Annotated in this window: 26 protein-coding genes and 30 tRNA genes; 43 read left to right on the top strand and 13 right to left on the bottom strand. The window is 55.8% G+C overall.

All coding sequences use genetic code 11. The features are described 5' to 3' along the window. Positions 1-126: 126 nt before the first annotated feature. The 42 genes from AFE_RS05625 (at position 127) to AFE_RS05420 (ending at position 9,375) form a co-directional block, all read left to right on the top strand. Positions 127-217 (top strand) — tRNA-Ser (locus AFE_RS05625). Between the two features lie 20 nt (positions 218-237). Beyond that, positions 238-322, top strand: a tRNA-Leu gene (locus AFE_RS05620). 77 nt (positions 323-399) lie between these two features. Further along, positions 400-488: transfer RNA gene (locus AFE_RS05615), tRNA-Ser, on the top strand. A gap of 48 nt (positions 489-536) precedes the next feature. After that, positions 537-626 (top strand) — tRNA-Ser (locus AFE_RS05610). A 131-nt stretch (positions 627-757) separates the two neighbouring features. After that, positions 758-842, top strand: a tRNA-Tyr gene (locus tag AFE_RS05605). A gap of 11 nt (positions 843-853) precedes the next feature. Beyond that, positions 854-931, top strand: a tRNA-Pro gene (locus AFE_RS05600). A gap of 4 nt (positions 932-935) precedes the next feature. Continuing rightward, positions 936-1,011 (top strand) — tRNA-Lys (locus tag AFE_RS05595). A 4-nt stretch (positions 1,012-1,015) separates the two neighbouring features. Continuing rightward, positions 1,016-1,107: transfer RNA gene (locus AFE_RS05590), tRNA-Ser, on the top strand. Between the two features lie 18 nt (positions 1,108-1,125). Further along, a tRNA-His gene (locus AFE_RS05585) sits at positions 1,126-1,201 on the top strand. Between the two features lie 13 nt (positions 1,202-1,214). After that, positions 1,215-1,291 (top strand) — tRNA-Asp (locus AFE_RS05580). 133 nt (positions 1,292-1,424) lie between these two features. Continuing rightward, on the top strand, positions 1,425-2,087 hold the full coding sequence (locus AFE_RS05575; RefSeq protein WP_148208609.1) for a hypothetical protein: 663 nt from the start codon (positions 1,425-1,427) through the stop codon (positions 2,085-2,087). A gap of 67 nt (positions 2,088-2,154) precedes the next feature. Continuing rightward, positions 2,155-2,472, top strand: coding sequence for a hypothetical protein (locus AFE_RS05570; RefSeq protein WP_041645597.1), 318 nt, complete (start codon positions 2,155-2,157; stop codon positions 2,470-2,472). Between the two features lie 54 nt (positions 2,473-2,526). After that, positions 2,527-2,602: transfer RNA gene (locus tag AFE_RS05565), tRNA-Thr, on the top strand. 18 nt (positions 2,603-2,620) lie between these two features. Next, on the top strand, positions 2,621-2,902 hold the full coding sequence (locus tag AFE_RS05560; protein WP_012606866.1) for a hypothetical protein: 282 nt from the start codon (positions 2,621-2,623) through the stop codon (positions 2,900-2,902). A gap of 10 nt (positions 2,903-2,912) precedes the next feature. Continuing rightward, positions 2,913-3,254, top strand: coding sequence for a hypothetical protein (locus AFE_RS05555; RefSeq protein WP_041645592.1), 342 nt, complete (start codon positions 2,913-2,915; stop codon positions 3,252-3,254). Between the two features lie 142 nt (positions 3,255-3,396). Further along, positions 3,397-3,472, top strand: a tRNA-Thr gene (locus AFE_RS05550). A gap of 24 nt (positions 3,473-3,496) precedes the next feature. Then, a complete protein-coding gene (locus tag AFE_RS05545) occupies positions 3,497-3,775 on the top strand; it encodes a hypothetical protein (protein WP_012606865.1) in 279 nt (92 codons plus the stop codon). A 16-nt stretch (positions 3,776-3,791) separates the two neighbouring features. Then, positions 3,792-3,866: transfer RNA gene (locus AFE_RS15995), tRNA-Gln, on the top strand. 5 nt (positions 3,867-3,871) lie between these two features. Then, positions 3,872-3,946: transfer RNA gene (locus tag AFE_RS05540), tRNA-Cys, on the top strand. A gap of 10 nt (positions 3,947-3,956) precedes the next feature. Further along, positions 3,957-4,031 (top strand) — tRNA-Met (locus AFE_RS05535). A gap of 17 nt (positions 4,032-4,048) precedes the next feature. After that, the gene (locus AFE_RS05530; RefSeq protein WP_041645589.1) at positions 4,049-4,366 is read left to right on the top strand and encodes a hypothetical protein; all 318 of its coding nucleotides are present in this window, start codon (positions 4,049-4,051) and stop codon (positions 4,364-4,366) included. 536 nt (positions 4,367-4,902) lie between these two features. Next, positions 4,903-4,978 (top strand) — tRNA-Met (locus AFE_RS05520). Positions 4,979-4,983: 5 nt separating this feature from the next. Continuing rightward, positions 4,984-5,059 (top strand) — tRNA-Val (locus tag AFE_RS05515). A gap of 5 nt (positions 5,060-5,064) precedes the next feature. Beyond that, positions 5,065-5,140: transfer RNA gene (locus AFE_RS05510), tRNA-Ile, on the top strand. A gap of 22 nt (positions 5,141-5,162) precedes the next feature. Beyond that, positions 5,163-5,411 carry a hypothetical protein gene (locus AFE_RS05505; RefSeq protein ID WP_041645583.1) on the top strand — a complete coding sequence of 83 codons (249 nt, stop codon included), beginning with the start codon at positions 5,163-5,165 and terminating at the stop codon, positions 5,409-5,411. A gap of 15 nt (positions 5,412-5,426) precedes the next feature. Continuing rightward, positions 5,427-5,528: transfer RNA gene (locus AFE_RS15990), tRNA-Ala, on the top strand. 4 nt (positions 5,529-5,532) lie between these two features. Then, a tRNA-Arg gene (locus tag AFE_RS05500) sits at positions 5,533-5,608 on the top strand. Between the two features lies 1 nt (position 5,609). Beyond that, positions 5,610-5,684, top strand: a tRNA-Glu gene (locus AFE_RS05495). A gap of 13 nt (positions 5,685-5,697) precedes the next feature. Continuing rightward, positions 5,698-5,774 (top strand) — tRNA-Glu (locus tag AFE_RS05490). 15 nt (positions 5,775-5,789) lie between these two features. After that, a tRNA-Leu gene (locus AFE_RS05485) sits at positions 5,790-5,877 on the top strand. A 7-nt stretch (positions 5,878-5,884) separates the two neighbouring features. After that, positions 5,885-5,958: transfer RNA gene (locus AFE_RS05480), tRNA-Gln, on the top strand. 13 nt (positions 5,959-5,971) lie between these two features. Continuing rightward, a tRNA-Lys gene (locus AFE_RS05475) sits at positions 5,972-6,047 on the top strand. Between the two features lie 149 nt (positions 6,048-6,196). Next, positions 6,197-6,281, top strand: a tRNA-Leu gene (locus AFE_RS05470). 5 nt (positions 6,282-6,286) lie between these two features. After that, positions 6,287-6,362: transfer RNA gene (locus tag AFE_RS05465), tRNA-Phe, on the top strand. A 14-nt stretch (positions 6,363-6,376) separates the two neighbouring features. Then, a tRNA-Leu gene (locus AFE_RS05460) sits at positions 6,377-6,461 on the top strand. A 254-nt stretch (positions 6,462-6,715) separates the two neighbouring features. Continuing rightward, positions 6,716-6,791, top strand: a tRNA-Arg gene (locus AFE_RS05450). A gap of 5 nt (positions 6,792-6,796) precedes the next feature. Next, positions 6,797-6,872: transfer RNA gene (locus AFE_RS05445), tRNA-Arg, on the top strand. A 21-nt stretch (positions 6,873-6,893) separates the two neighbouring features. Beyond that, positions 6,894-7,292 carry a hypothetical protein gene (locus AFE_RS05440; RefSeq protein WP_012606862.1) on the top strand — a complete coding sequence of 133 codons (399 nt, stop codon included), beginning with the start codon at positions 6,894-6,896 and terminating at the stop codon, positions 7,290-7,292. Beyond that, positions 7,292-7,519: a hypothetical protein gene (locus tag AFE_RS05435; protein WP_012606861.1), complete on the top strand. Its 228-nt coding sequence runs from the start codon at positions 7,292-7,294 to the stop codon at positions 7,517-7,519. The genes AFE_RS05440 and AFE_RS05435 overlap by 1 nt, the downstream gene beginning before the upstream one ends. 45 nt (positions 7,520-7,564) lie before the next feature. After that, the gene (locus AFE_RS05430) at positions 7,565-8,110 is read left to right on the top strand and encodes an HNH endonuclease (RefSeq protein WP_012606860.1); all 546 of its coding nucleotides are present in this window, start codon (positions 7,565-7,567) and stop codon (positions 8,108-8,110) included. A gap of 144 nt (positions 8,111-8,254) precedes the next feature. Continuing rightward, a complete protein-coding gene (locus tag AFE_RS05425) occupies positions 8,255-8,797 on the top strand; it encodes a hypothetical protein (RefSeq protein ID WP_012606858.1) in 543 nt (180 codons plus the stop codon). Positions 8,798-8,937: 140 nt separating this feature from the next. Continuing rightward, positions 8,938-9,375, top strand: coding sequence for a hypothetical protein (locus AFE_RS05420; RefSeq protein WP_012606857.1), 438 nt, complete (start codon positions 8,938-8,940; stop codon positions 9,373-9,375). 186 nt (positions 9,376-9,561) lie between these two features. On the opposite strand, the gene AFE_RS05415 is transcribed toward AFE_RS05420, so the two are convergent. The 3 genes from AFE_RS05415 to AFE_RS05405 are packed head-to-tail and all read right to left on the bottom strand — an operon-like array spanning position 9,562 to position 10,768. After that, a complete protein-coding gene (locus tag AFE_RS05415; RefSeq protein WP_012606856.1) occupies positions 9,562-10,116 on the bottom strand; it encodes a hypothetical protein in 555 nt (184 codons plus the stop codon). Positions 10,117-10,127: 11 nt separating this feature from the next. Continuing rightward, a complete protein-coding gene (locus AFE_RS05410; protein ID WP_012606855.1) occupies positions 10,128-10,394 on the bottom strand; it encodes a hypothetical protein in 267 nt (88 codons plus the stop codon). A gap of 11 nt (positions 10,395-10,405) precedes the next feature. Next, positions 10,406-10,768, bottom strand: a complete 363-nt coding sequence (locus AFE_RS05405) for a hypothetical protein (RefSeq protein ID WP_012606854.1) — start codon at positions 10,766-10,768, stop codon at positions 10,406-10,408. Between the two features lie 206 nt (positions 10,769-10,974). Between AFE_RS05405 and AFE_RS05400 the strand changes: the two genes are divergently transcribed. After that, positions 10,975-11,880 (top strand): tyrosine-type recombinase/integrase, encoded by a 906-nt coding sequence (locus tag AFE_RS05400; RefSeq protein WP_012606853.1) that lies wholly within the window; start codon positions 10,975-10,977, stop codon positions 11,878-11,880. Between the two features lie 212 nt (positions 11,881-12,092). Here the strand turns inward: AFE_RS05400 and AFE_RS05395 are convergent, their stop codons facing one another. From AFE_RS05395 to AFE_RS05345, 10 genes are all read right to left on the bottom strand, one after another. Then, positions 12,093-12,323, bottom strand: a complete 231-nt coding sequence (locus tag AFE_RS05395) for a hypothetical protein (protein ID WP_041645555.1) — start codon at positions 12,321-12,323, stop codon at positions 12,093-12,095. Positions 12,324-12,333: 10 nt separating this feature from the next. Next, positions 12,334-12,696 (bottom strand): hypothetical protein, encoded by a 363-nt coding sequence (locus AFE_RS05390; RefSeq protein WP_148208608.1) that lies wholly within the window; start codon positions 12,694-12,696, stop codon positions 12,334-12,336. Positions 12,697-12,808: 112 nt separating this feature from the next. Beyond that, positions 12,809-13,381: a hypothetical protein gene (locus AFE_RS05385; protein ID WP_041645546.1), complete on the bottom strand. Its 573-nt coding sequence runs from the start codon at positions 13,379-13,381 to the stop codon at positions 12,809-12,811. Positions 13,382-13,412: 31 nt separating this feature from the next. Continuing rightward, positions 13,413-14,639, bottom strand: a complete 1,227-nt coding sequence (locus AFE_RS05380) for an IS110-like element ISAfe3 family transposase (protein WP_012606582.1) — start codon at positions 14,637-14,639, stop codon at positions 13,413-13,415. Between the two features lie 279 nt (positions 14,640-14,918). Continuing rightward, complete coding sequence (locus tag AFE_RS05375; RefSeq protein ID WP_012606850.1) at positions 14,919-15,797, bottom strand: SPFH domain-containing protein; 879 nt, start codon at positions 15,795-15,797, stop codon at positions 14,919-14,921. Positions 15,798-15,853: 56 nt separating this feature from the next. Then, entirely contained in the window at positions 15,854-16,066 is a 213-nt protein-coding gene (locus AFE_RS17170; RefSeq protein ID WP_423365592.1) for a ParE family toxin-like protein, read from the bottom strand. Between the two features lie 361 nt (positions 16,067-16,427). Next, positions 16,428-18,665, bottom strand: a complete 2,238-nt coding sequence (locus AFE_RS05360; protein WP_012606846.1) for an ATP-dependent helicase — start codon at positions 18,663-18,665, stop codon at positions 16,428-16,430. 68 nt (positions 18,666-18,733) lie between these two features. Continuing rightward, complete coding sequence (locus AFE_RS05355; RefSeq protein WP_012606845.1) at positions 18,734-19,264, bottom strand: DedA family protein; 531 nt, start codon at positions 19,262-19,264, stop codon at positions 18,734-18,736. Beyond that, positions 19,246-19,947, bottom strand: a complete 702-nt coding sequence (locus AFE_RS05350) for a hypothetical protein (protein WP_012606844.1) — start codon at positions 19,945-19,947, stop codon at positions 19,246-19,248. Before AFE_RS05350 ends, AFE_RS05355 begins: the two co-directional genes overlap by 19 nt. Next, entirely contained in the window at positions 19,947-20,522 is a 576-nt protein-coding gene (locus AFE_RS05345; protein ID WP_041645534.1) for a hypothetical protein, read from the bottom strand. Before AFE_RS05345 ends, AFE_RS05350 begins: the two co-directional genes overlap by 1 nt. Between the last annotated feature and the right edge of the window lie 24 nt (positions 20,523-20,546).

The following is a 20,546-nucleotide window of genomic DNA, read 5'->3' as shown; positions in this document are numbered from 1 at the left end:
GCGCCAGCGAACGAGAAGCACGGCCAACCTGTGAGAAACCCAGCCTGATCAGCCGGGCGTAGTGTCGCAGAAGGGCAAAGCGAAGGGATAAGCCGGAGATCAGAACCGGCCACCAACATTTTTTCTGGAGATTTGGCCGAGTGGTTTAAGGCAGCGGTCTTGAAAATCGCCGGGCGCCTCTGGCGTTCCCTGGGTTCGAATCCCAGAGTCTCCGCCAAACAGGATAGACTGCTTTTTGCGAGCGTGGCGGAATCGGTAGACGCGCCGGATTTAGGTTCCGGTGGGACACCCCGTGTCGGTTCGAGTCCGACCGTTCGTACCATTTTTGCCCGTCTGCCATGCGTAGACCGGGTATCCGGTGCCGTCATGGATCATCCATGGCGTCACCAGCCTATTTTTGGAAGGTTGGCTCAATGGTACAGCAGCGGTTTGCTAAACCGCCGTCGGGACTTCCCGGCATGCAGGTTCGAGTCCTGCACCTTCCGCCATAGATCAATGGGGTGCATTACCCCGTTTGCGGGGATATTACCCCATTTGGAGCGTTGCCAGAGAGGCCTATTGGCGCTGCTTGGAAAGCAGATGGTCGGGCAACCGGCACGAAGGTTCGAATCCTTCACGCTCCGCCAAACTCAGTAACGTCTTTTTCACGGTCGCGATGGGTAAGTCACTGTAATGCCGCCCAGGCCCGGCGGCCCCGTGGAACGAATCGTCAGGCGCGGGAGGAAGCTGACGAGGGAGCACTGCCCGCACCTTTTACGGAGCATGAGGGATTCGGCAAACCCATCCGGCTGTAAACCGGACGCCCCTGGCAACGCGCGGTTCGATTCCGTGGTGCTCCACCAATTTTGTCTTACTGGGTGTAGCTCAGTCTGGCCAGAGTGCCTGGTTCGGATCCAGGAGGCCGCCGGTTCGAATCCGGCCACCCAGACCATTTCGCGCTTATGGCTCAATTGGTAGAGCATCCGGCTCTTAACCGGAGGGTTCCAGATTCGATTTCTGGTGGGCGCACCAAAAAGGAAATGTGGCAGAGCATGGTTGATTGCGCCGCCCTCGAAAAGCGGAGGCTGTGAAAACGGCCCGCAGGTTCGAATCCTGCCATTTCCGCCAATTTGTGTGTACTCCGTGGTGGCTTTAGCTCAGTTGGTAGAGCCCTGGATTGTGATTCCAGTGGTCACGGGTTCGAGCCCCGTAAGCCACCCCAGAGTACACGTCATGATCTATTAGCTCAGATGGCCAGAGCGCCGCCCTGTCACGGCGGAGGTCGCCGGTTCAAGCCCGGCATAGATCGCCAATTTTGTCGGATTGCCTTAGCGTGTCAGGCATTGTTACGGGGGAGTGAAGTCGTGGACGATGATTACCAGAAGGGCCTCCATGGTGACTATATGCCCAATAGTTACGGCAACCAGGAGTACGCCAGGGGCGAAATGGATGCCAGGATTCGCAAGCAGAACGCCGAATGGATAGAGTCTCAGGAAGCCAGTATGCGTGAACAGATGAATAATCAAAGCAGCGGGGGTTATGGCGGGTATGGCGGCGGCGTGCAGGTCAGCCCGCAGGTTGCCAGGGCTATAGCAAAGATCCTGCTTTGGCTGTTCCTTGCGGGAGCCGTATTTTCCGTTATAGCAACCATCGTTATGGGAACGCAACAAAAGATGCAGATGGACGCCGTGGCAGCCAAAAAGGCGGCGATCGTTGCGGCGGAGGCTGCCCACCAGAAAAAGCTTTTGGAAAATCGTAAGCCGTTTCATTACCACGGATACACCCTGTACTCCGATACCAGTCCCGCAGACCGGTATCTGGATTTTCACATCACCAACGTCGCAGGAAAAACCATCTGGACGCAGCCTGCATGGATGGATGACAAGATAGTGTCCGAATCCAGGCCTATGGCAGACGTGACCGCCAAGTATTATCTTCACCCGGGTCAGATCAAATTTGTGATCTTGGCGAACGGGGCGAACAAGAATCTGTACATGTACACGGTATGCATCGGTCATCATGGGCAAATAACATGGGCTAGCCCTTATCACGCGCCATATAAAAACCAATGGCGGTATCATCCGGTCGTTATTTTGCCCCATCAGTAGAGTCTGATGGGTGTGCATAAAATTCATAGTTCAACATGATCACTTCATAGGAATAGGAGCAGATACCATGCTGTTACACGTCGATGCACCACAGGCTCAGATTCAGGTCATTCGCATGAATCAACAGGAAACAGCCGCCACGCTTCGGGGGCGAATTAGCAAACGGGGGTCCGGCAGCAATGTCGTCTATATGCTGCACATGCCTCATAAGATAAAGTTTGTCGGTACGGCCTGCCCTTATGCGTTTACGCAGAATTGGCTGCAAATTTCACAGTATACGGATGGTCCAAAGTACCACGCCACGAAGGGCTCACATATGTATATGGCGCATCTGGTGTGTGCCATGTCTGGGCCCGGTATCGAGCGCATGTATAAAATTCAGTAAATCTGTTTTTGTGGAGAATCATGGCCCTGATATTCGGGAGGCATAAAGCAACACGCCGGTTTAGCTCAGACGGTAGAGCGCCTGCCCTGTAAGCAGGATGTCGTCGATTCGATTTCGGCAACCGGCTCCAATTTGCACGGAGGTTACAATGAACACGATCAAGGATATGGTGAAAGACGGCAAAAAGGTCCGTTTTACGCACTTCAAGGAAAACACCTTGTGGTACGAGACGGAGTGCGGGTTCTCGTTTCCGGTGCCGGTGGAGGACACGGGTACCGCAACATTTCTGCCGGAGGACAAGGCGATGCTCTTTATGCGGTATATCCGCAAGCACATCGCTTTTCTGGAGGACGCGAAAACGGAGCAAGATAAAATCGGGGCGGCGGTCGATATGGATGCGCTTTTTGCCGATGTGCGTACCAGCAAATGAGGACCACGGAATGAAGCGTCGCACCTGGGTCTATTGCCAGCCACCCAAAACCTACGAAATAGCTGCTTGCGATTGCGGTAACGAGGATACCCAATGGTCTGAGTTTGAGGGACATTTGTGGTGCGAGAAATGCCAGAAGGACTTCATCCCGGCGCACAATGGGATCTTTGATGGACCGATACCCATGCAGGCTACAGCAATGTTCGGTATTTGCTTCGACCGGGTGATCCTGGCGACCGCAAGGTTAGCCGAAAGGCTAGATCGGTTCGATGTTGGAATGGGGAAGTGGGAATCGGAAAAGGAGGTCTCTCATGAAGAAGGAAACGCTGGTCATTCGACCGGAGAAGCATAAGCGGCGTATCGGCGTGCTGCCGACTTACGCGCAACGGGATCGCACGAAGTACACCCGCAAGGCCAAGCATTGTGGTCAGAATGGCGGCAGAGAGCAACATGGAAAGCCTTCAATGGCTTCCCTTGTTGCTCTTTCAAAACACGCCGGATTAGCTCAGAGGCCAGAGCAACCGCCCCGTAAGCGGTAGGCCCTCGGTTCGACTCCGAGATCCGGCACCAATTCATCATTACCAGGAGAAAATTATGCAACCCTGTGACTCATGCCACGCCTGTTCCTTCCCCGACAAGGTGGCCCAGGCGAAAGCCAGCCTTCCCGCACAGTGGGTGGCGGAATTGACAGAAGAGGAGGCGCCGGACCATATCTGGTTGACCGCCGGAAACCTGTATGCGGATATGGTCGCCCAAGGTGGAGTGCCGCCGGAAAGTTTTCTGCAAATGCTTTCCGGTGGTGAGATGACCGACGAGGACCGCGCCTGGGCGGAGCGGTCCCTGGCCGACATAGGTGTTCCCACGACGCATTGATGCGTTACCTAATTCTTGAGGGCTTGTCGCATGGCGTGACGCTGGGCCTTGGACCCAGTACCAGCAGGTTCGATTCCTGCGCTCTCAGCCAATCACGCACGGTTAGCCAAGCGGCCCAAGCGGCGGTCTGCAAAACCGCAGAGACCGGTTCGACTCCGGTACCGTGCTCCATTTCACTAACGGACCCGTAGCTCAGAGGCAGAGCGGACGGCTCATAACTGTCGGGTCGGGATTTCGAAATTCCCCGGGTCCACCATATCAAAAGGGATTATCATGGAAACCATCGACATAGGGTATCGGGAAGCGCCGTTCCGCGTGAAGGATGCGGCGCAGATTTTGAGCACCCCGGAGCTTCTGGAGAACTTGTCGCCAGATGCTTATGCGGCGCTGCAGGAATTTCACGCTTATTGCACGAAGGAAGAATTTGGAGAAGACCGGTTCTTTCGCCTGACGTTGGCGCCTGGAGCCAGCATGGCCAGCGGGTTGCGCGAAGTGGTCCGCGTTCTTGAGCAGGCGAAGAATGGCGGATGCCACCCGTTTGATGACAGCGATATGGACGCCATCTCCAGAGAAACATCCATCCCGCAATAGGCCGCCCGCCTTGAGAAACCGTTCTGCGACGGTTGCGGTGCGGCCTGGAGGATTGAACCATGTCGGATCGAAACAGCAAGATGCCCAGAGCGACACGCCGGCATCACCGGTATCGTCTGTGGTGTAATCGCCGCTTTCATTGGGGCCGGGATCTTTCGGAGTCCGACGAAAGCCCAAGTCATCGCGGTAAAGTAGTCGATACGCCGACCCCTTGCTCTTGTTGGATGTGCGGCAATCCGCGCCGGCATTTTGGTGAGAAAACCCTGCAGGAGCTTCGCCAGGACGAGGCGGACGGCAAGCGCATCAGGAAACCGTATTATAGCTAAGGGAACGCCGGACTTCGGACGTAAGGTGCGCGATACCGGTCACGGTTGCCGGGAAGATGGCGAACCGCCGATCCGCGTGAAGCTGCGCGTGCGGTGTTATGCCTGGGATGATTTCACTCCCTGCCGCGCACAAAAAAGCTGGAAGCGGTACCGCGATCACCAGTGGCGGGGATAGAGACTTTGAGGTCGCATTTCGCGACCTCAAAAACCGGACAATTAGCTCAGTTGGCAGAGCGGCGGACTCATAAGCCGCAGGTCGCCGGTTCGACCCCGGCATTGTCCACCAATTTCGCAGGTTTAGCTCAGTTGGTAGAGCGTCGGCTTTACACGCCGAATGTCGGCGGTTCGACCCCGTCAACCTGCACCAAACACGCATCCCTAGCTCAGTTGGCAGAGCACACGACCGATAATCGTGAGGCCGATGGTTCGAGTCCATCGGGATGCACCATTTTCACGTTCACGGAGGCGCCATGAGCATTCAAGCGAAAAGCGAAATTGCACAGATGTTGATGGACAAGCTAAAGCAGGTTGGGTTCCCGTTTGAGGCAAGGCACTTTGATGGCAACCTGTGCATCGGGCTTTCCGTGCAGGATTTCGCGCAGGCTTTCCATTTGGGTACCCTGTTAGGATTGGAATTCGGCACCGTTGCCCACGATAAAATTGGATCCCAGCGCATCCTGATCTTTCAGGACGCGCTGGTGGAACTGGTTGCCGACTGATCTGTTACCACATTCGCAGAAATAGCTTACGGAAAGCGCCGGGATGGCAAGTCCCGGAGATGTGCCCGGTTACGGCGCCTGTGCCGGGTGAGCGTTCGACTCGCACTTTCTGCTCCAAACCGCCCGCATAGCTCAGTGGACAGAGCGCCCGCCTACGAAGCGGGAGGCCGCAGGTTCGACCCCTGCTGTGGGCACCATGCTTCCATCGGCTATCGGTCAGGCCGCCGGGTTCTCAACCAGGAAAGGCGGGTTCAACTCCCGCTGGAAGTACCATTTTTGTTTCAACGCTCCTATCCAGCTAGCGGTCCAGGCGACCGGCCTTTCAAGCCGGGGACACGGGTTCAAATCCCGTTGGGAGCGCCAATTTTAGTATCCACCGCCTCTATGGTGAAACGGTAAACGCGCCGGCCTCAGAAGCCGGAGCCATCAACATGGCATGCAGGTTCGAGTCCTGCTAGGGGCACCATTATTATTGGGAAGTCGTCTAGTGGTAGGACGCCTGGCTCTGACCCAGGCAACCGGGGTTCGAGGCCCTGCTTCCCAGCCAAATCTGCAACATGGGGTGTGTAGCTCAACTGGTAGAGCACTAGACTTTTAATCTAGGGGTCGCGGGTTCGATCCCCGCCGCACCCACCATTTTTTTCGCCAAGTAAACGGAATTCAATTTTCCTTTACTTGGCGCCGCTCTTGTTAAAGGTTTCATACATAAGGTTTTGTTCCCGCATAAAAATACAGAATTTTCTATACACGTCAGGCAGATGTGTATAGAAAACAGCGTTTATCATGCCCTGCTGGTGGAATTGGCAGACACACCGGACTCAAAATCCGCAGCCTTCGGGCATGCGGGTTCAACTCCCGCGCAGGGTACCATGTACGCAGCGATAGCTCAGTTGGTAGAGCGCCTGGTTGAAGGCCAGGGCGTCGCCGGTTCAACTCCGGCTCGCTGCACCATTTTGTTGTACATCGCCCGCATGGCGGAATTGGCAGACACGGAGGATTTAAGTCCCTTTGCGAAAGCACTTGCCGGTTCGAGTCCGGCTGCGGGTACCATTCTGTTGCGTCTTCGATAGGTATGAAATAAGAATATGAATTAAAAACAGTACATTATCAATCATTGCTCATCGGATATCGGTTTGCGATGAAATGATCACCACACAGATCGGAGGACAGCGTGCCGCTAGGCTGGTCGATCTGCTGGTATCGTTTGTAGCCGGTGGCGATCAAAAAACAGTCAAACAAATTATAAATACAAAACAATATGTTACATAAAATAACCCCATCACGACAGTTGACGATCAAATAACGCCCCTGTAGCTCAGTGGACAGAGCACCTGGTTTCGGCCCAGGGTGCCGGGAGTTCAAATCTCTCCAGGGGCACCAACGAAGCGGCCGTAGTTCAGCGGACAGAACATCGGTCTTCTACACCGAGTGGCGGGGGTTCGAATCCCTCCGGTCGCGCCAATTTCGCCAAAAGGGTACATCATGGATCGTCCATGCTTATCGCCATACCCACCCGCCATTACGCGGCAGACGCCATCCGCTGCCGTGCGCCCTGCCAGTTCAGAACAGGCTTTGGAGATGCTGGATCTCATGTGGGCCGACGTTATCGCCCAGGCCGAAAGCACGATGGCCGGATGGGCCGAAAGGCTGCCGTTAGACGATCAGGATGCCGCCCAGGCGAAAACGAAGGAGGCGGCCGCGAAGGATCGTCTGAGTCAAATGACTCAGGCGTATGCCCGCAAGCACGGGGGCTTAAATGTCTCGCTGATCTCGCTGGGTAGCAATTACGGAGCCATGCACGCGGCATTGCGGCCAGTGATCGACAAGATCGCGGAAGCCAGAAACATGCAACACCCCATATCTATTCAAGGAGAACTCTGATGCATTTCACCGAAAAGAAAGGACAACGATTGGCGGTATTCGATCACCTGGTTAGCCCGGAGACTGGTCAGCATATCGAAACTCCGGTCACCTCGCCGGCAATGGAAGCATCCATGCTCCAAGCGGAGGCTTTGGGCGGGCGCGGGGTGGAATCAATTCTGGATCCGCGCGATCCGGCTGCTGCCCAGCTTCATCCCGATAACGGGACAAGTTCCACCAAGGGATGACCGCTCACGTCATGGCGGTCTCCCCTTTCACAAAGGAGGTGCTTCATGGCGGATGTATTGCGGCTTGATAGTGCTGGCAATCCTCTGCACTGGATTGGCCAGGAGGAAGCGGCAGGCTATTACGCCAAAGGGATGGTGGTCTGGACGCTGGGGGAGCCGTTCCGGATCCTGCATGGCGGGCGCAACCGCTTCACGGGGCTGCAGTCGCACATGGACATCCATCCGGTTATCTCGGTGCGGGGAACTCCGTGGACCCGGTGGCGGGTACCAGCGCTCACCAACGCGGCACTGTTCCGGCGCGATGGCCACCTGTGCATGTATTGCGGACGGCCGTTCAAGGACCGCGATTTGACCAGGGATCACATCATCCCGACCAGCAAGGGTGGCAAGGACATCTGGACCAACGTGGTGGCCGCTTGCAAGCGGTGCAACAGCCACAAGGGGGCCATGACGCCGGAGCAGTCCGGCATGAAGCTAATCGCCGTGCCATACACCCCTAACCAGTATGAATTCCTGTACCTGACCGGACGCAGGATTCTGGCTGACCAAATGGAGTTTCTGCGGGCTGGGTTTCACCACTTGCATGCTTAGTTCTCTAGCCGTCTTTCCTTCGGGGAAGGCGGTTTTTTAGTGGTGCGGCATCGCCTCGTTTGCCGGCGGATCTGTCCGAAAAACTGTCTGGTATTCCTCTCCGGCATTTATCGCGGCACCAGCCGCATTCGATAGGAGAGCATCATGAATAGTTCGTCCAGCAGCGATATCAGAAAGTTTCTCGGCGGCCTCAAGCCTGGTGATTCATTTCAATATCTGTTCCGCTCCATGATAGGCCCGAGTTGCGTCGTTACTTGGAAAGTGACAGCGGTAACAGATGACCGCGTTATCTGTGATTCATTAGAATTTGGCGAGCACGCATTTGATATGGATGGCAATGGAGGCAACATTAGCATCAGCGTCGAAAACATTGATCTGACAGAAATTGCCAAAGTTATTGACGCCAAGGCTAAAGCCAGACTTGTTGGATCGATGAGAATGGTCAATTGGCACGATCTACCCGCTGATTTTCTCGCCATCATCAAGCGAGCCGTTGAGGATCAGTTTGCCAAGCAAAAAGCCGAAGCAGATATTGCCGGCCTTCAGGCCAAGATCCAGAACCTCAACGATACGCTGAAGGAGATTGGCGACTTTGCACACGACCATAGCACTGGACCGGTTGTTGAAGACCCGCTTTGGGAAATCCGGAACATGGCGTATGGCGGTTTTGTTGACATCTGTGACTAACTTGACGCGACCAAGTCAAGGCTGATCCCACCAACCCCAGTGCAACTTGCACCGGGGTTTTTCTTTGAGCGGATTCCTGTCTGATATTCCATCCCGGCATTTACCGGGCGGCGCGCCCACTTTTCGCAAGGAGAAACACCATGTTCGAAATTCGATTGGAGCGAGCCGGCTCCTCACCCCTTTTCCTGTTTCACGGCCATTTGATTGATCGAAGCGAGCCTGGCCCAATGGCAATGGCAGCGACGTTCTTCTGTTGCCAAATCAAATATCGAGAAATCCGATTGCTGACCGCCGCCAAAGCTCAGATGCGGTACCACAATCTAGCCCAAAAGAATGGCTTCGAAGAGATCCTTTCTGGTCTTTTCGTACCATCCGAAGCCATTGGGCACAAAGCGCTTTCCTGTGATTACTGGGCATCAAACCTGGCTGACAAGGTTCTGGAATCTCCAACGGGCGACGTGGGAAAGCTTTTGCTGGACCATTTACGCTCGCTGGGCGATGTGTACGCGCTTACTGCGGATCCCATTCATGCGCATCGATCTGGGCTGCTGTCTCTCGGAACATCCTGGGCGTCTTGAGGATATTTCGCTCATCTTGCCCCCCCAACCCCAAGCTTCGGCCTGGGGTTTTTCTATGCCCAGGCCAGCCGCAATCATCTGATAACAACTGCTATCAGATGCAAGCACTCGCCAACAGACGATGGCAGTTGTTATCCATAGCCAGCATTTACCTCGCGGTTGGCCGTTACGGCCGCACTGCCCGTCTCAAAAAGCGTTGCTGTCCGCTCTGGCCTGATCATCCAGTTTATGCGCTTTTTCCGCCGCGATCTGGGCTTTCATTCTGGCGTCCATGGACGGATTCAGCAGTGATAGCGTCGTCGTGGTGGCCGGCCAACCGCGAACCACCCGGATCTCCATGCCGCCGGGCTCCCGCCAGGTGGCGGTGACCATACCCAGCCCGGTCATGCCCGTCTGGCTGGATGGCGGACCATATTTGTCTTTCACCATGTCGATGATCTTTGTGACCTGGCCCGTGTCCATGAAACTCGGGAACACATACCGCGCCACTGCAAAACGGTTGTTTTTGGTGTAACCGACCATGAGCTGGCTGGCGCCTGGGAGCTGACCATGGACCCGGTAGATGTCGTACCAGAATTTCTTTCCAACCTGCACTGGCGTCAGTCCAGCCTTGTCCATAGCACCTTCGACCTGCGCCCGGGTGGCATGCTCCAGCGGCACGCCAAACAAGGACAATGGCGCGGTCGCGGCACCAGCGGCGCCAGCCCACCAGCAAGAAAGCACGAAAATGAGTTTGCGCATGGCGATCTCCTCTAGTCTTTTTGCAGATGCACATTGGAACCAGAGTCGGATCCCGTGTGACCTGGCCCAGTTTTGGGATGCGCTGGCACCTGGAATTCCTTGACGAACCAGGCCCGGTACGGGCCGCCCGGCGCAACGGACCAGTAGGCGATGCCAATCGGGGTAAGAACGATGATGGTCGCCAGAATGGGGGCGACGACCTGGGCATACAATCGGAGCAACCAGGATGGCTTGCGGGACGGCTTCCTCGTAGGAGCGCCTGTTTTTGTCTTTTTCACGGTAATCTATCCTATGTCATGGGTACTGGGCCATCGTCCGCGCCATGAGGAACCATGGCCGGATGAGCTGCTACTTCTGTCACCTGTGCGTCTTCCGATTTTTCAGGCTGGATTCCCAACCAATCTGAAAACTCGCCCAGTTCCGGGTAGCGCACGCGATTCTCGGCGCTGTATTGAGAAACAGCCTTGCGCAATGCCGCCAGCGCCAACGTGACCAATTTAGCGTCACGATCGCCTTTGCTCCGGGTTGCGCGGTTCAAACCAAGAGAAACCTCCATGATCTCCAAGTCTACCGCCTGATCGCCGAATATCTCGGCAGAGACACGACGGACGGGAACACCAGCTACATTTTTCATCATTGCATCCTTTTCCATGATGGATCTGCTTTCGCCTTTTTATCGGCTCACGACGAACATTAAAGGCGCACTGAATGAGCTTGTCAATATGTTGGGACGTGTTAGGATAAGGACACTAGATATAGGCCGCCAGATGGCCTTTGGTCCGGGTGGCTAGGTTAGGATAAGTGACATTATCCTAATCATGGCGGTCCAACATGGAGAAAACAGGAGAGAATGCAGCCATGATTGACATTGAAGCGGTAACCGAAGGCTTCATCCGCTGGATATCCGGCCCGAACTTCCGGAATCCCTACTCGAAGGCCACGATTCGCATTTACGGACGCAATGTGCATCGCTTTCTGGAATTTCTGGATTTTGATGGTGTAGAGCGCATCAGCGAAGCCAGCATCCATCTGGTCCGCAAATTCGTCATGACCGGACAGTCTGGCGGCACCGCTCCAGTCAATACGCAGAACGTACGCACAGGCGCGTTAGCGCTTTTCTTCGACTACCTGGAATCCACGGAAGAACATGGGCCGTTTTCCGGGAATCCCGCCAGAGCCCTCATCGAAGACCAAAAACACAAGAAAGGTGGCAACGTCGGCAAAGCTACCGCCAGATTGCGTCCGGTGCTCGAATGGGACGATATGGACCGCTTGCAGTATGAAGCATCGAAACAGGAAACCATTGCCGGAATCCGGGACGCCGCCCTGATCGGATTCATTTTCGATACAGGCCTGCGCGCCAGCGAGATATGCGCCCTTCCCCACTCGGCGGCCGAGTATTATTTCCAGGGCCGATTGCGGGTCATCGGCAAGGGAGACAAGGAAAGGCTCGTGCGTTTTACGCCGGAGCACGCGGATCGCCTACGCGCCTGGATACGGACCCGGGCGCGGGTCGTATCCAAAAGCGATGCCCTGTTTCTCACGGACGAGGGGAATGCCCTGAGCACCCAGGTGCTCTACATGATTGTCCGGCGGCTTCTCGACCGCGCCGGAATCCAGAAGGCGCAACAAGGACCCCATCTCCTGCGGCACACCGCCGCCAGCCGCTGGTTGGCCAAGGGTATGGATCTGCGCCAGGTGCAAGAGAACATGGGGCACAGCAACATCGGAACGACCAGCAAGTACCTGCACTTGCTGGGATAGCCGCTGGGACAGGGGCGCACGTCACCGGTCGTTTGGGGATTCTGTGTTACGGTCCATTTCTGACCTATTCACCGCATTCTTCGGGAGAAAATCCCAGCTACGCGCAAGATTTCGCCACATGCCGCAGCAAATGCTGCCTATATGTAGGAAAAACCGGCGAATAGGTGCCCAAAAGAAAAACCCCAAGTCCGAAGACAAGGGGTTGGGTTTGGTCAGATACCGAAGTCTTGGAAGACCTCGAGAATATTTCGATATCGTCCCGTGGTATTGGGGGTCGATGCGACAACCTGCATCTGCATCCGCAGCAAGGCTGTCTCCACGATCTGCCCGTCGTCCATGTCTGGCAAGTAGCGACGCAGAACCTCCAGATTGCCTCTTACAGCATCAGAGATTCTTTCGTCAGAAATGACAAAGGTACCCATAACCGCGCTCCTTAGATTCATTCTTTCCTCCTTATTCTAAAATAATGTGAGCCGCTTTTACAGCCCTTTCGAGGCGGTAAAGCATGTTTCTGGTGCGCACATGCCCAATCGCCTCAACCTTTTCCGGGGAAATTTGCATCCTATCCCCTAAGTTGAACCGTGTCGGTCTGTTCAATCCGGTAAGAACCATGTCTTGACGATTTGTGACCAGAAACTCTTTTGGATTGTCCGACTCACCATCCTTGATCTCTACGACGTGCTGGCTTGAGCCATAGGCGACTTCCAGCATCCCCGTATCTTTATTACGCCAAAGCACCAAAAGCGGACGGTTTTTCCCGCCCTCGCCGTCGTAAGGCCAGAAGCCCCAGACTACATCACCTGCGTCAATTTCCATTGATAACTCCTCCATCCCATTCAATTCCATGGAGGAGTACCCGACAGAAAACCGCCCACAAAAAACCCCAGGGGGACTCCCTGGGGCGCATGGGCCGATCGGCCGGTTGGTTTCAGTAGGTGCCGATGCCGCCTCCAAACAGCAGGTCCTGCCGCGCGGCCCACACCTGTTCCAAGTCTCCAAGGTGAAACTCGGAGACGGCACAGGTGCTCACGGACTCCATCAGGCCGATCACGCTTTCCAGCATTTGCTGATCAATCGCCATCAAGTGTTCGAGGATATCCTTCTCATTCCGGTGCCGCTGCCACACCCGATCATTCTCGGGCACCGCAGCCGTTCGGATCTTGACCTCGAAGGCCTCGATCTGTTTCTGGATGGCCTGCATGGATTGAGCGGCCTTCACGGCCTCCGCATCCGGATACGGATGTTCCCGGGTCGGAGGCGGCAAATGCTCCGCGCGCCAGGCCTGCTCACGGACCTGCCACCGCCGGCGCAGGTCGGACAGAAGTTCCGAGATCTTGCCGCGAACCAGCAGATCGTCCGCGCGAAGCTGGTTCTCTTTGCGGTAGGCGTTGTATCCCCAGCCTTGATACAGGTTTTCCACCAGCCGCCGGATGGCTCCGGCGTCGCTGATGCTGTTAATGTGAAAGAAATCCGTGGAATGGGCACGGCAATCCCTGGCCATCGGGTGGCCATATTGGGATCGAAGTGACGCTCTACGCTGGCTGATGCTGCGGCAGGAAGCCGAATTTGATCAGTTTCTTGATCCAGCGAGAAGCATTGCGCTGCACACTCAGTGCCTCATAGTCCGTATCGGCATCCCGGTAGTACTTGCCGTGTGAGAGCATGAAGTAGATGATGCGCAGCATTTTGTGGGCCAGGGCGATGATGGAGCGCTTGTGCCCCCTACGGACGACCAGACTCTGGAACTTGGAGCGCAGGGCGCAGTGGGTACGACTGGCGGCGTGGGCGCATTCGCAGAGGATCCGACGGACATACGGGTTGCCCTTGCGGGTTCGCCCACTTTTCCGTTTTCCGGCAGACTCATTGTTCCCGGGACAAAGGCCGGTCCAGGAGGCCAGTCGATCGGCGCTCCCAAAGACGCTCATGTCGTCTCCGATTTCGACCAGCAGCAAGGCAGCACCCACGGTATCGATGCCCGGCAAGGTCTGCAGGAGTTCGAGAGCATTCTTTTGCGGCTTCAAGCCCTCCAGCAGTTGGACATCGAAGCGCGCGATTTGGGCCTCCAGAGACTCGATATGGCGGAGCGTCTCGTCCAGGACAAAGCGGTGACTGGCACTCAACTCGCCTTGCAGGGCATCCAGGATCTCCTCCTGGCTGGCTTTGAGCCGTCGGCTGGCCAGTCGGAGTACGGCCTCCGGGGGACTCCCCTGAATCAGGGCCTGGATCATGGCCCGGGCCGATTGCCCATGGATATCGCTGACCACCACCCCCAGTCGAATTCCGCCATCGGTCAGCACCTTGTGCAAGCGGTTTTTCTCCGACGAGAGCATGCCCACCAGATTTTGCCGCTGTCGGGCGATCAGCCGCAGCTCCCGCAGTTGTGCCGGGGGAACGAAGGAACCCCGCAGCAGTCCGGCTCGAGCCAGGGTGGCGAGCCACTCTGCATCCCCAACATCGGTCTTGCGACCGGGGACCTGTTTGACGTGCCTGGCGTTCACGACCTGTGCCTGGATCCCCACCTTTTCCAGGGCCGCATAGGGACTCTTCCAGTAGATCCCGGTGCTCTCCATGACCACCGTATCGGGCCGATGGGAGGCACACCACAGGGCCAATGCCTTCCGGTCCTTCTGAAAAGCACCAAATTGCCGGCGCTCAATCGTAACGTTTCCGTCAGGGTCCGTGAGAATGGCACAGGCGGTGACCTGGGCCTGATGAACATCCAGTCCGATAACCCGGTGAAAGAGGGATTGCAGTTCCATAACGACGTCTCTCCAATTACTATCAAAGGGAGAGATGGCGAATGCCAGCGCCGAAATCACCAGCCTGTGGCAAGCCTCAGGCGGCCCTTTTAATGTGCGCTCTCAAGGGAGGCAATCCGGGGTACGAGTCGGCCTGGCGGGTCACGTTAGAGTCGGGATGGAATCACCAAAAACTTGCTCGACCTCAATCCGCCATCTCCTCACCCCCCATTCTCTTTCATCCTCTGGGGTGGCGCGAGTCGCAATGTCCGTTAGGGATGTCCTTCAGCAAGGGATCGCTCATTGGCCGGCACCAGTTGGAATTTCGGCCATGCCAGAGGCATTCCAGGTGCCCAGGGCCCCACCCACGTTGAAGCTTTGGCCAACCGCTGCGTTCGGTGCGCTGACCAGCCCCTTCTCTGCCATCTTCAGCGCCAGGTAATAGCGCACCGCCTCGTGCGGAGTCAGGCCAATGGCCTGTAGAGAGATCAGCTCCCGCATACGTTCGTCGCGAGGCAGAACAAGCAACTTGAGGTCGTTCAAGGTAATGCCGTAGACGCCCAGGAATTCCGTCAGGTGTTTCTTGCACAGCTCGGTGATTTCGATGATCTTTTCATTGATCCGCTCCATCGGAGTGACCTGCAGAATCTGGTTGATGGACTGCTCGATGACGGGTCCCGCGTAGTCCGCCAGTTCATCCGTGCTGATGGAATCGCCCGCAAACGGCATGTGGGAGATCAGCTTGAGGGCGTCATCCACGCTGTCGATGTGGGTGTAATAGTCCACGAAGTACACCATTTCGGCCATTTCGGCGCTGGTGGCGACACCCTTGTTCTGGATTTTCAGCTTTGCCCGTTGGAGATAAATAATTTCCATCTGCCAAGGATTCGAGTCTGTTCCGCCGCCGAACATGCCCTGCACCAGCTTGCCCAGCAAAGGCTTGTCTGGCGTCTCGATAGGATACTGCCCGGTGTCGTACTTATTCAGCACCGCGCCACGCTGCTTCATGATGGCGAAATGGGTGCTTTCCACGGTCAGGAGGGATCCCGAAACAAACTTCGTCTCCGGAAATTTCCAGGCCACCGTCTTTAGTCCCATAACATCGCGGCCATGATCGTCTAACGTGGTAATAACGCTGCGTGTAATGCTGCTTTGGTTGGTGTTCCCCATGATACCCATGATGTTTCTTCCTCTCTTACGCAATGGATGGGCCAGTTCCGGATGTCGCCCTGCAACTATTTTGGCTTTTTGGTGTTGTACGTTTCGTGGGTACAGGCTTTTATCGGTTTTTTTTCGCCACCGGGAAGTTCCCGGAACAATATTCTGTAATCGTTATTCAGCGGAACGGAAATGATGGACCGATTGGATGTTAACCTTTTACCTCGAAATGCCGTGTATGGGCTTTTGCCGCTTGTTATGGCCTGGATGATCCGCCTCGCCTTGGCCATCATGGCGGGGCTTTGGATGCAGGACAGGTCCACCGGATCGGCGACAGGCGGGGCCGCGCTCTCTCTTTTCTCCCGAGCAATTTGCGCGCCCTCCATTTAGGCGTCCGTTATGCCAGACCAAAAGCTCAGTTGTCCGCCCTTCTTTCCCAGTCGCATATCTTCCAGCGCCTGGGCGATCTCCGCGCGTTCCTCCTCGTCCTTTGCCCAAATCATCGCCCTCTCCAGGTTGTCGATCGTTAGCGCGCCATTGTTTCTGAGCACCACTAGCCAATGTGGCGCTGCGTCTTTAGTCTGGCACCAATCCTTCGGTCTCCATGCCAAAACCTGGTCTGGAGATGGGCGAGGATAGGTTTGCGTGTTCTCACCCACCACGGCAATCCTCCTCAACAGGTTTCGGCCGGAACGGTATAACATTCGCCGTGGCTTGCACGGCTGTATCCATCCGTGCCGCCTGGAACGGTGCCGGAACCGCTGTTAACCCCAATTCATTGAGATAAGGTGCCCTGATTGCCCCGTTGAGCATAAGGTTGGCAGCGGTCACGAACCTGCCTGGAACATGCAAAAACAGACGGTGCTTGGCCCGCGTCAGAGCCACATAGCTGATACGCCGCTCTTCTTCGCGCTGCGCATAGATCCGTTGCTGGTCGTCTGGCGGAAGTGTGGTGATGTCGCGGTCATCATCAATCGGCCAAGGCATCAAGGGCTGCACGAATCCTGGGATATGGACCTCGTCGAATTCCAGGCCCTTGCAGGCATGGACGGTGGCCAACACCACCCTGTCCCCGTCTTCGTCTTTCTTTTGTGCATCGGTGACAAACATCCCGGCGATCAACAAAACAGGATGCTTGGCCTCTTCAGCGTCAGCCTCATGGATCACGTCCGTAATCATCTGATCAAAAAATCCCAGATTATCCTGCCGGCGTTTCAGCGAGGCGATCAGCGCGGATTTATCGTCGGCGTATTCCTTGGCATCCGCCTTTTCCAGATAGACCCGGATGCCAGAGTTTTCATATTCCCAGCAAGTTTTGCCCCATGTTTCCGGGTTGGACTGCAGCAGGTGCCGCAACGTCTTTTGCACTTTCAGGATAGATTGATGCGCTGTGCGAAAGCGATTGGACGCGCAAGCTTCTGCTGCCTGGACGAAACCAAATGTGGGGTTCTCCATCAGCGCCGCGTGCAGCAAATCCATATAGCGGTCACCAACTCCCGGCAAGAGTGGTGCCAGGTCACGGAGGGCTGCGCTATCCCTGGGGTTGGTAGCCAGGCGGGCATAGGCCCCGGCAAACTTCACCTCCAAATACTCGAAAAAGCTCAGGCCGCCATAGATCACAAACGGGATCCGGTAACGGACCAGAAGGGCGCTGATTTGTGGTCCAAAGCGACGGGAACGATAAAGCACGGCAAAGCTGCTCCACGGCGCGCCATCGGCGTGCGCCTGCAACAGTCGCCTGGTGATCCAGTACAACACGTCCATATCGGTTTCGTGCCGATAGGCGAAGATGCTTTCTTCTGTTTCCCGCTCTGAGAATGGCTCTTTCGGAATGCGATGGCGGTTGTGCGCCACATGCTGGGATGCCCGTTGAACGATTTCCCGGGTAGAACGGTAATTACGCTCCAGACGATAGATTTCTGGGCGGAAAATGTCGGCGAAGTACTGCAGCACGCTCGGGGATGAGCCACGAAACCCATAAATCGACTGATCATCATCTCCAACCAACATCAGGTTTGGTGTCGGCATCGCGCGGGCCAGCCTCTGGATACCCTGGTATTGGGCGGCATCCATGTCCTGGGCTTCGTCGATGATGATCTGGTCATAACGATGGGCCAGCTTCGCCATCGCTGGTGGATTCGCCCGAAGGAAGTCAAAAGGCAGGTTGATGAGATCGCCAAAATCAATGACGTGCGCCAAACGCTTCTCCGTTTCGTACCACACGGCGAATTGGTACAAATCACCGGCCATTGGATCCTTCTGCGCTTCGGTAAACTCCACGCGCCACCAAGCATTTATAAAATCTGTGGTCATTTGTGCGGCGCCTTGGGCTTGCGCGGTATAGCCTTCGGAGCGCAGGCGATCATAAGCACTCAGCCATTTCCGCCAGTCCATCTCTTTGAGCGCCAATTCGGCTTCTTTAGGGTCTTTGTATTGGCGTCGAATCGCTTCCATGGCGATATGGCTTTGGCCGCCTTCATCCAGTTGAGTCACGCGGTCGCCCTGGTGCTCCTGGATTTTCTGTGATGGTGCCGTGTTATCGGTGCCAGTATGCGCGATGTTGCCTTGCGCTTGAGGCTTGATCAACGGTGGCCTGATAACGCTTTCGTATTGTCGAAAAATGCGTCCACAAAACGCATGAAAGGTGCTGGCCTGGATCGTGGCGCCACCTTCTCCAAAAGCCATCATGGCCCGCTCTCGCATCTCCCGCGCGGCTTTTCTGGAAAAGGTAAGCAGCAGAATTCTGCTGGATGGGACCCCGGATTCCACCAACTCCAGCGTTCGACCGATGATCGAGGCAGTCTTTCCGGCCCCGGCTCCAGCCAATACTAGCGCTGGGCCCTCCTTGTGGCTCGCTACGCGATGCTGATTTTCGTCGAGAATGATCATCCGGATCCTGCAATGATTAGGCAGTATTTAATATACTATATTGTTTGGAGCATACAAAATCCAGCAAATCACCCAGGGATTTTCTGTGCCAACCAAAAAGCCCCGCCGCCCCAGGTCGCCACCCACAGAACAGCGCCTATCGCGCTCCATATTGCAAACGCCTGGAATCCCATTTCCGATGCTCCGGCCAGATAACCTTGCAATTGGCGCAACGGCACGATGAAGCGCCCGACCAGAACGACCGGCGCTCCGAAGCGGTGAAAAAAGCCGTGCGCTTTGTCCACCATGGGTGGCCGGATGCCCACATAGCCGCCATAACGCAGCAACGCCTTGTGTCCATAACGACCACCCAGGCCATAGGCCGCGTATCCGCCAAGGGTGGCGGCCAGCATCGCCAATGGCAACACCAGCCAGATCGGAAACAGGCCCTTGGCCGCAAGAAAACCGGCGGCGACCACCATCGCCTCCCCCGGCGCAAAGATTACCCCAGCGCTTTCGATGAACAGCAGCGCAAATAACGCCGGCAGCCCGTAGGACTTAAGAATGGGGCTGGCCGCATGGATCAGGCTGGCCAGCGTGCTCAGGAACCAGTGCAGCATGATTCCTCCTTTTCTAGAAACCATCCATCGCTTTCCAACTCGATACCGCCATTGTCCTGTTCACGGATCACTACCGTGTTCGTCCAGGCCCAGGAACGTTTATCCACTAGATCCAGCGTGTCTTCCAAGAATCGCGGCAAGGTCTGCCGCCGATACCGCTGCACAAAAAGGCGATAGGCCGGCCACGCCCTGTACTGGACGACCCACTCGGGGCCTGCGGCCATCAGCCGGTTCTGGTCCTCCAGGGTGAACTGGCCGCCCTGCAGCGTCTCCAGCATATCCTGCGCGGCGGCGTTACGAGAGAGCACCTTCCATCCACATTGCTCGATGAACAGTAGGTCCTCGATATCCGTTCCGCGTATCTCGGCCAACTGTTGACCCAGAGGCTTGCCGTAGGCATGGAACCCAATGCTACCCACCTGATGTGGCCCAGGCTCTTCGATGATTCCGTACCATGGGTACGCATATCTGGTGGGTGGCGGCATGGGCAACGGATCTTTGCCGTTGAGCAGCCGCCAGAACAGCGCGGATTTCTCACGGATCTGGTTGTAATAAAATAACCGGCAGGCTGCACTGTCGCCGCAGATGCCTTGCAGCACCCGGTCATACTCGGCCACCGCGTGATCCCACCGCGCCAGGAGTTCCGGCGGCAGTAGATCCTTACTTTGGAAGAATGTCGGCATTACGTTTCCTTAGTTATCGCGGTATCGGTAGCAACCGTGATGACGCTTCCCAAATAACGCTCATCACGGTTGTCGGCTGGAATGCTGTTCTGGTTTAACAGCCTCAGCACCAGCGCTCTTTTGTCTTGATCTTCCCGGCATCGGGTTGCTTCCGAACCCCTGCCAAAAGCGAGACGATCCAAGGCGGTTAGTTCTTCGCGCGTCAAATCCCGCGATTGTGCCTGGACCAAATGCACATAATTTGCCAAATCCGAGTAGCTCATTACGCGCTTCAGACTATGGAGTTGGCCAGAATTCTGCATAAGTGACTTCACTGTAACACATTGCTTTTCCGGTGATTTGTCACGAGAACTTTCTCGTATCCTCTTGATCTCTGCAAATAAGAATAGAGTTACCAATATGAATATCATAACTGTAACCGCCGTATTTCTCGCTTCGTGCGCCATCCATATGGCAAGCGTCAACAATAGACCATTCAGGATGAAAATCATAATCAATACGGTTTTTTTCTCAATGGCCGCCTCGTCATTCAATTCCTGTTGGGTGTATGGCTGATTCGGATCAAATTCCCTCATGGTAACCCTCCTTGATCAAAGAAA

This window comes from Acidithiobacillus ferrooxidans ATCC 23270 (assembly GCF_000021485.1).
Classification (GTDB): domain Bacteria; phylum Pseudomonadota; class Gammaproteobacteria; order Acidithiobacillales; family Acidithiobacillaceae; genus Acidithiobacillus; species Acidithiobacillus ferrooxidans.
Note: the sequence above shows the minus strand (reverse complement) of the source record. Positions and strands in the feature narration are given on the sequence as shown.

What these genes read in the sequence shown, in the direction of transcription:
- AFE_RS05555 (WP_041645592.1), top strand. Translation starts at nt 2,913, where the DNA reads ATGAAGCGTCGCACCTGGGTCTATTGCCAGCCACCCAAAACCTACGAA.
- AFE_RS05355 (WP_012606845.1), bottom strand. Translation starts at nt 19,264, where the DNA reads ATGCTGCACTGGTTCCTGAGCACGCTGGCCAGCCTGATCCATGCGGCC.
- AFE_RS05545 (WP_012606865.1), top strand. Translation starts at nt 3,497, where the DNA reads ATGCAACCCTGTGACTCATGCCACGCCTGTTCCTTCCCCGACAAGGTG.
- AFE_RS05405 (WP_012606854.1), bottom strand. Translation starts at nt 10,768, where the DNA reads ATGGAAAAGGATGCAATGATGAAAAATGTAGCTGGTGTTCCCGTCCGT.
- AFE_RS05400 (WP_012606853.1), top strand. Translation starts at nt 10,975, where the DNA reads ATGATTGACATTGAAGCGGTAACCGAAGGCTTCATCCGCTGGATATCC.
- AFE_RS05390 (WP_148208608.1), bottom strand. Translation starts at nt 12,696, where the DNA reads ATGGAAATTGACGCAGGTGATGTAGTCTGGGGCTTCTGGCCTTACGAC.
- AFE_RS05380 (WP_012606582.1), bottom strand. Translation starts at nt 14,639, where the DNA reads ATGGAACTGCAATCCCTCTTTCACCGGGTTATCGGACTGGATGTTCAT.
- AFE_RS05430 (WP_012606860.1), top strand. Translation starts at nt 7,565, where the DNA reads ATGGCGGATGTATTGCGGCTTGATAGTGCTGGCAATCCTCTGCACTGG.
- AFE_RS05395 (WP_041645555.1), bottom strand. Translation starts at nt 12,323, where the DNA reads ATGAATCTAAGGAGCGCGGTTATGGGTACCTTTGTCATTTCTGACGAA.
- AFE_RS05375 (WP_012606850.1), bottom strand. Translation starts at nt 15,797, where the DNA reads ATGGGTATCATGGGGAACACCAACCAAAGCAGCATTACACGCAGCGTT.
- AFE_RS05385 (WP_041645546.1), bottom strand. Translation starts at nt 13,381, where the DNA reads ATGGCCAGGGATTGCCGTGCCCATTCCACGGATTTCTTTCACATTAAC.
- AFE_RS05575 (WP_148208609.1), top strand. Translation starts at nt 1,425, where the DNA reads ATGGATGCCAGGATTCGCAAGCAGAACGCCGAATGGATAGAGTCTCAG.
- AFE_RS05425 (WP_012606858.1), top strand. Translation starts at nt 8,255, where the DNA reads ATGAATAGTTCGTCCAGCAGCGATATCAGAAAGTTTCTCGGCGGCCTC.
- AFE_RS05360 (WP_012606846.1), bottom strand. Translation starts at nt 18,665, where the DNA reads ATGATCATTCTCGACGAAAATCAGCATCGCGTAGCGAGCCACAAGGAG.
- AFE_RS05345 (WP_041645534.1), bottom strand. Translation starts at nt 20,522, where the DNA reads ATGAGGGAATTTGATCCGAATCAGCCATACACCCAACAGGAATTGAAT.
- AFE_RS05560 (WP_012606866.1), top strand. Translation starts at nt 2,621, where the DNA reads ATGAACACGATCAAGGATATGGTGAAAGACGGCAAAAAGGTCCGTTTT.
- AFE_RS05420 (WP_012606857.1), top strand. Translation starts at nt 8,938, where the DNA reads ATGTTCGAAATTCGATTGGAGCGAGCCGGCTCCTCACCCCTTTTCCTG.
- AFE_RS05570 (WP_041645597.1), top strand. Translation starts at nt 2,155, where the DNA reads ATGCTGTTACACGTCGATGCACCACAGGCTCAGATTCAGGTCATTCGC.
- AFE_RS05530 (WP_041645589.1), top strand. Translation starts at nt 4,049, where the DNA reads ATGGAAACCATCGACATAGGGTATCGGGAAGCGCCGTTCCGCGTGAAG.
- AFE_RS05415 (WP_012606856.1), bottom strand. Translation starts at nt 10,116, where the DNA reads ATGCGCAAACTCATTTTCGTGCTTTCTTGCTGGTGGGCTGGCGCCGCT.
- AFE_RS05440 (WP_012606862.1), top strand. Translation starts at nt 6,894, where the DNA reads ATGGATCGTCCATGCTTATCGCCATACCCACCCGCCATTACGCGGCAG.
- AFE_RS05435 (WP_012606861.1), top strand. Translation starts at nt 7,292, where the DNA reads ATGCATTTCACCGAAAAGAAAGGACAACGATTGGCGGTATTCGATCAC.
- AFE_RS05505 (WP_041645583.1), top strand. Translation starts at nt 5,163, where the DNA reads ATGAGCATTCAAGCGAAAAGCGAAATTGCACAGATGTTGATGGACAAG.
- AFE_RS17170 (WP_423365592.1), bottom strand. Translation starts at nt 16,066, where the DNA reads ATGGCCAAGGCGAGGCGGATCATCCAGGCCATAACAAGCGGCAAAAGC.
- AFE_RS05350 (WP_012606844.1), bottom strand. Translation starts at nt 19,947, where the DNA reads ATGCCGACATTCTTCCAAAGTAAGGATCTACTGCCGCCGGAACTCCTG.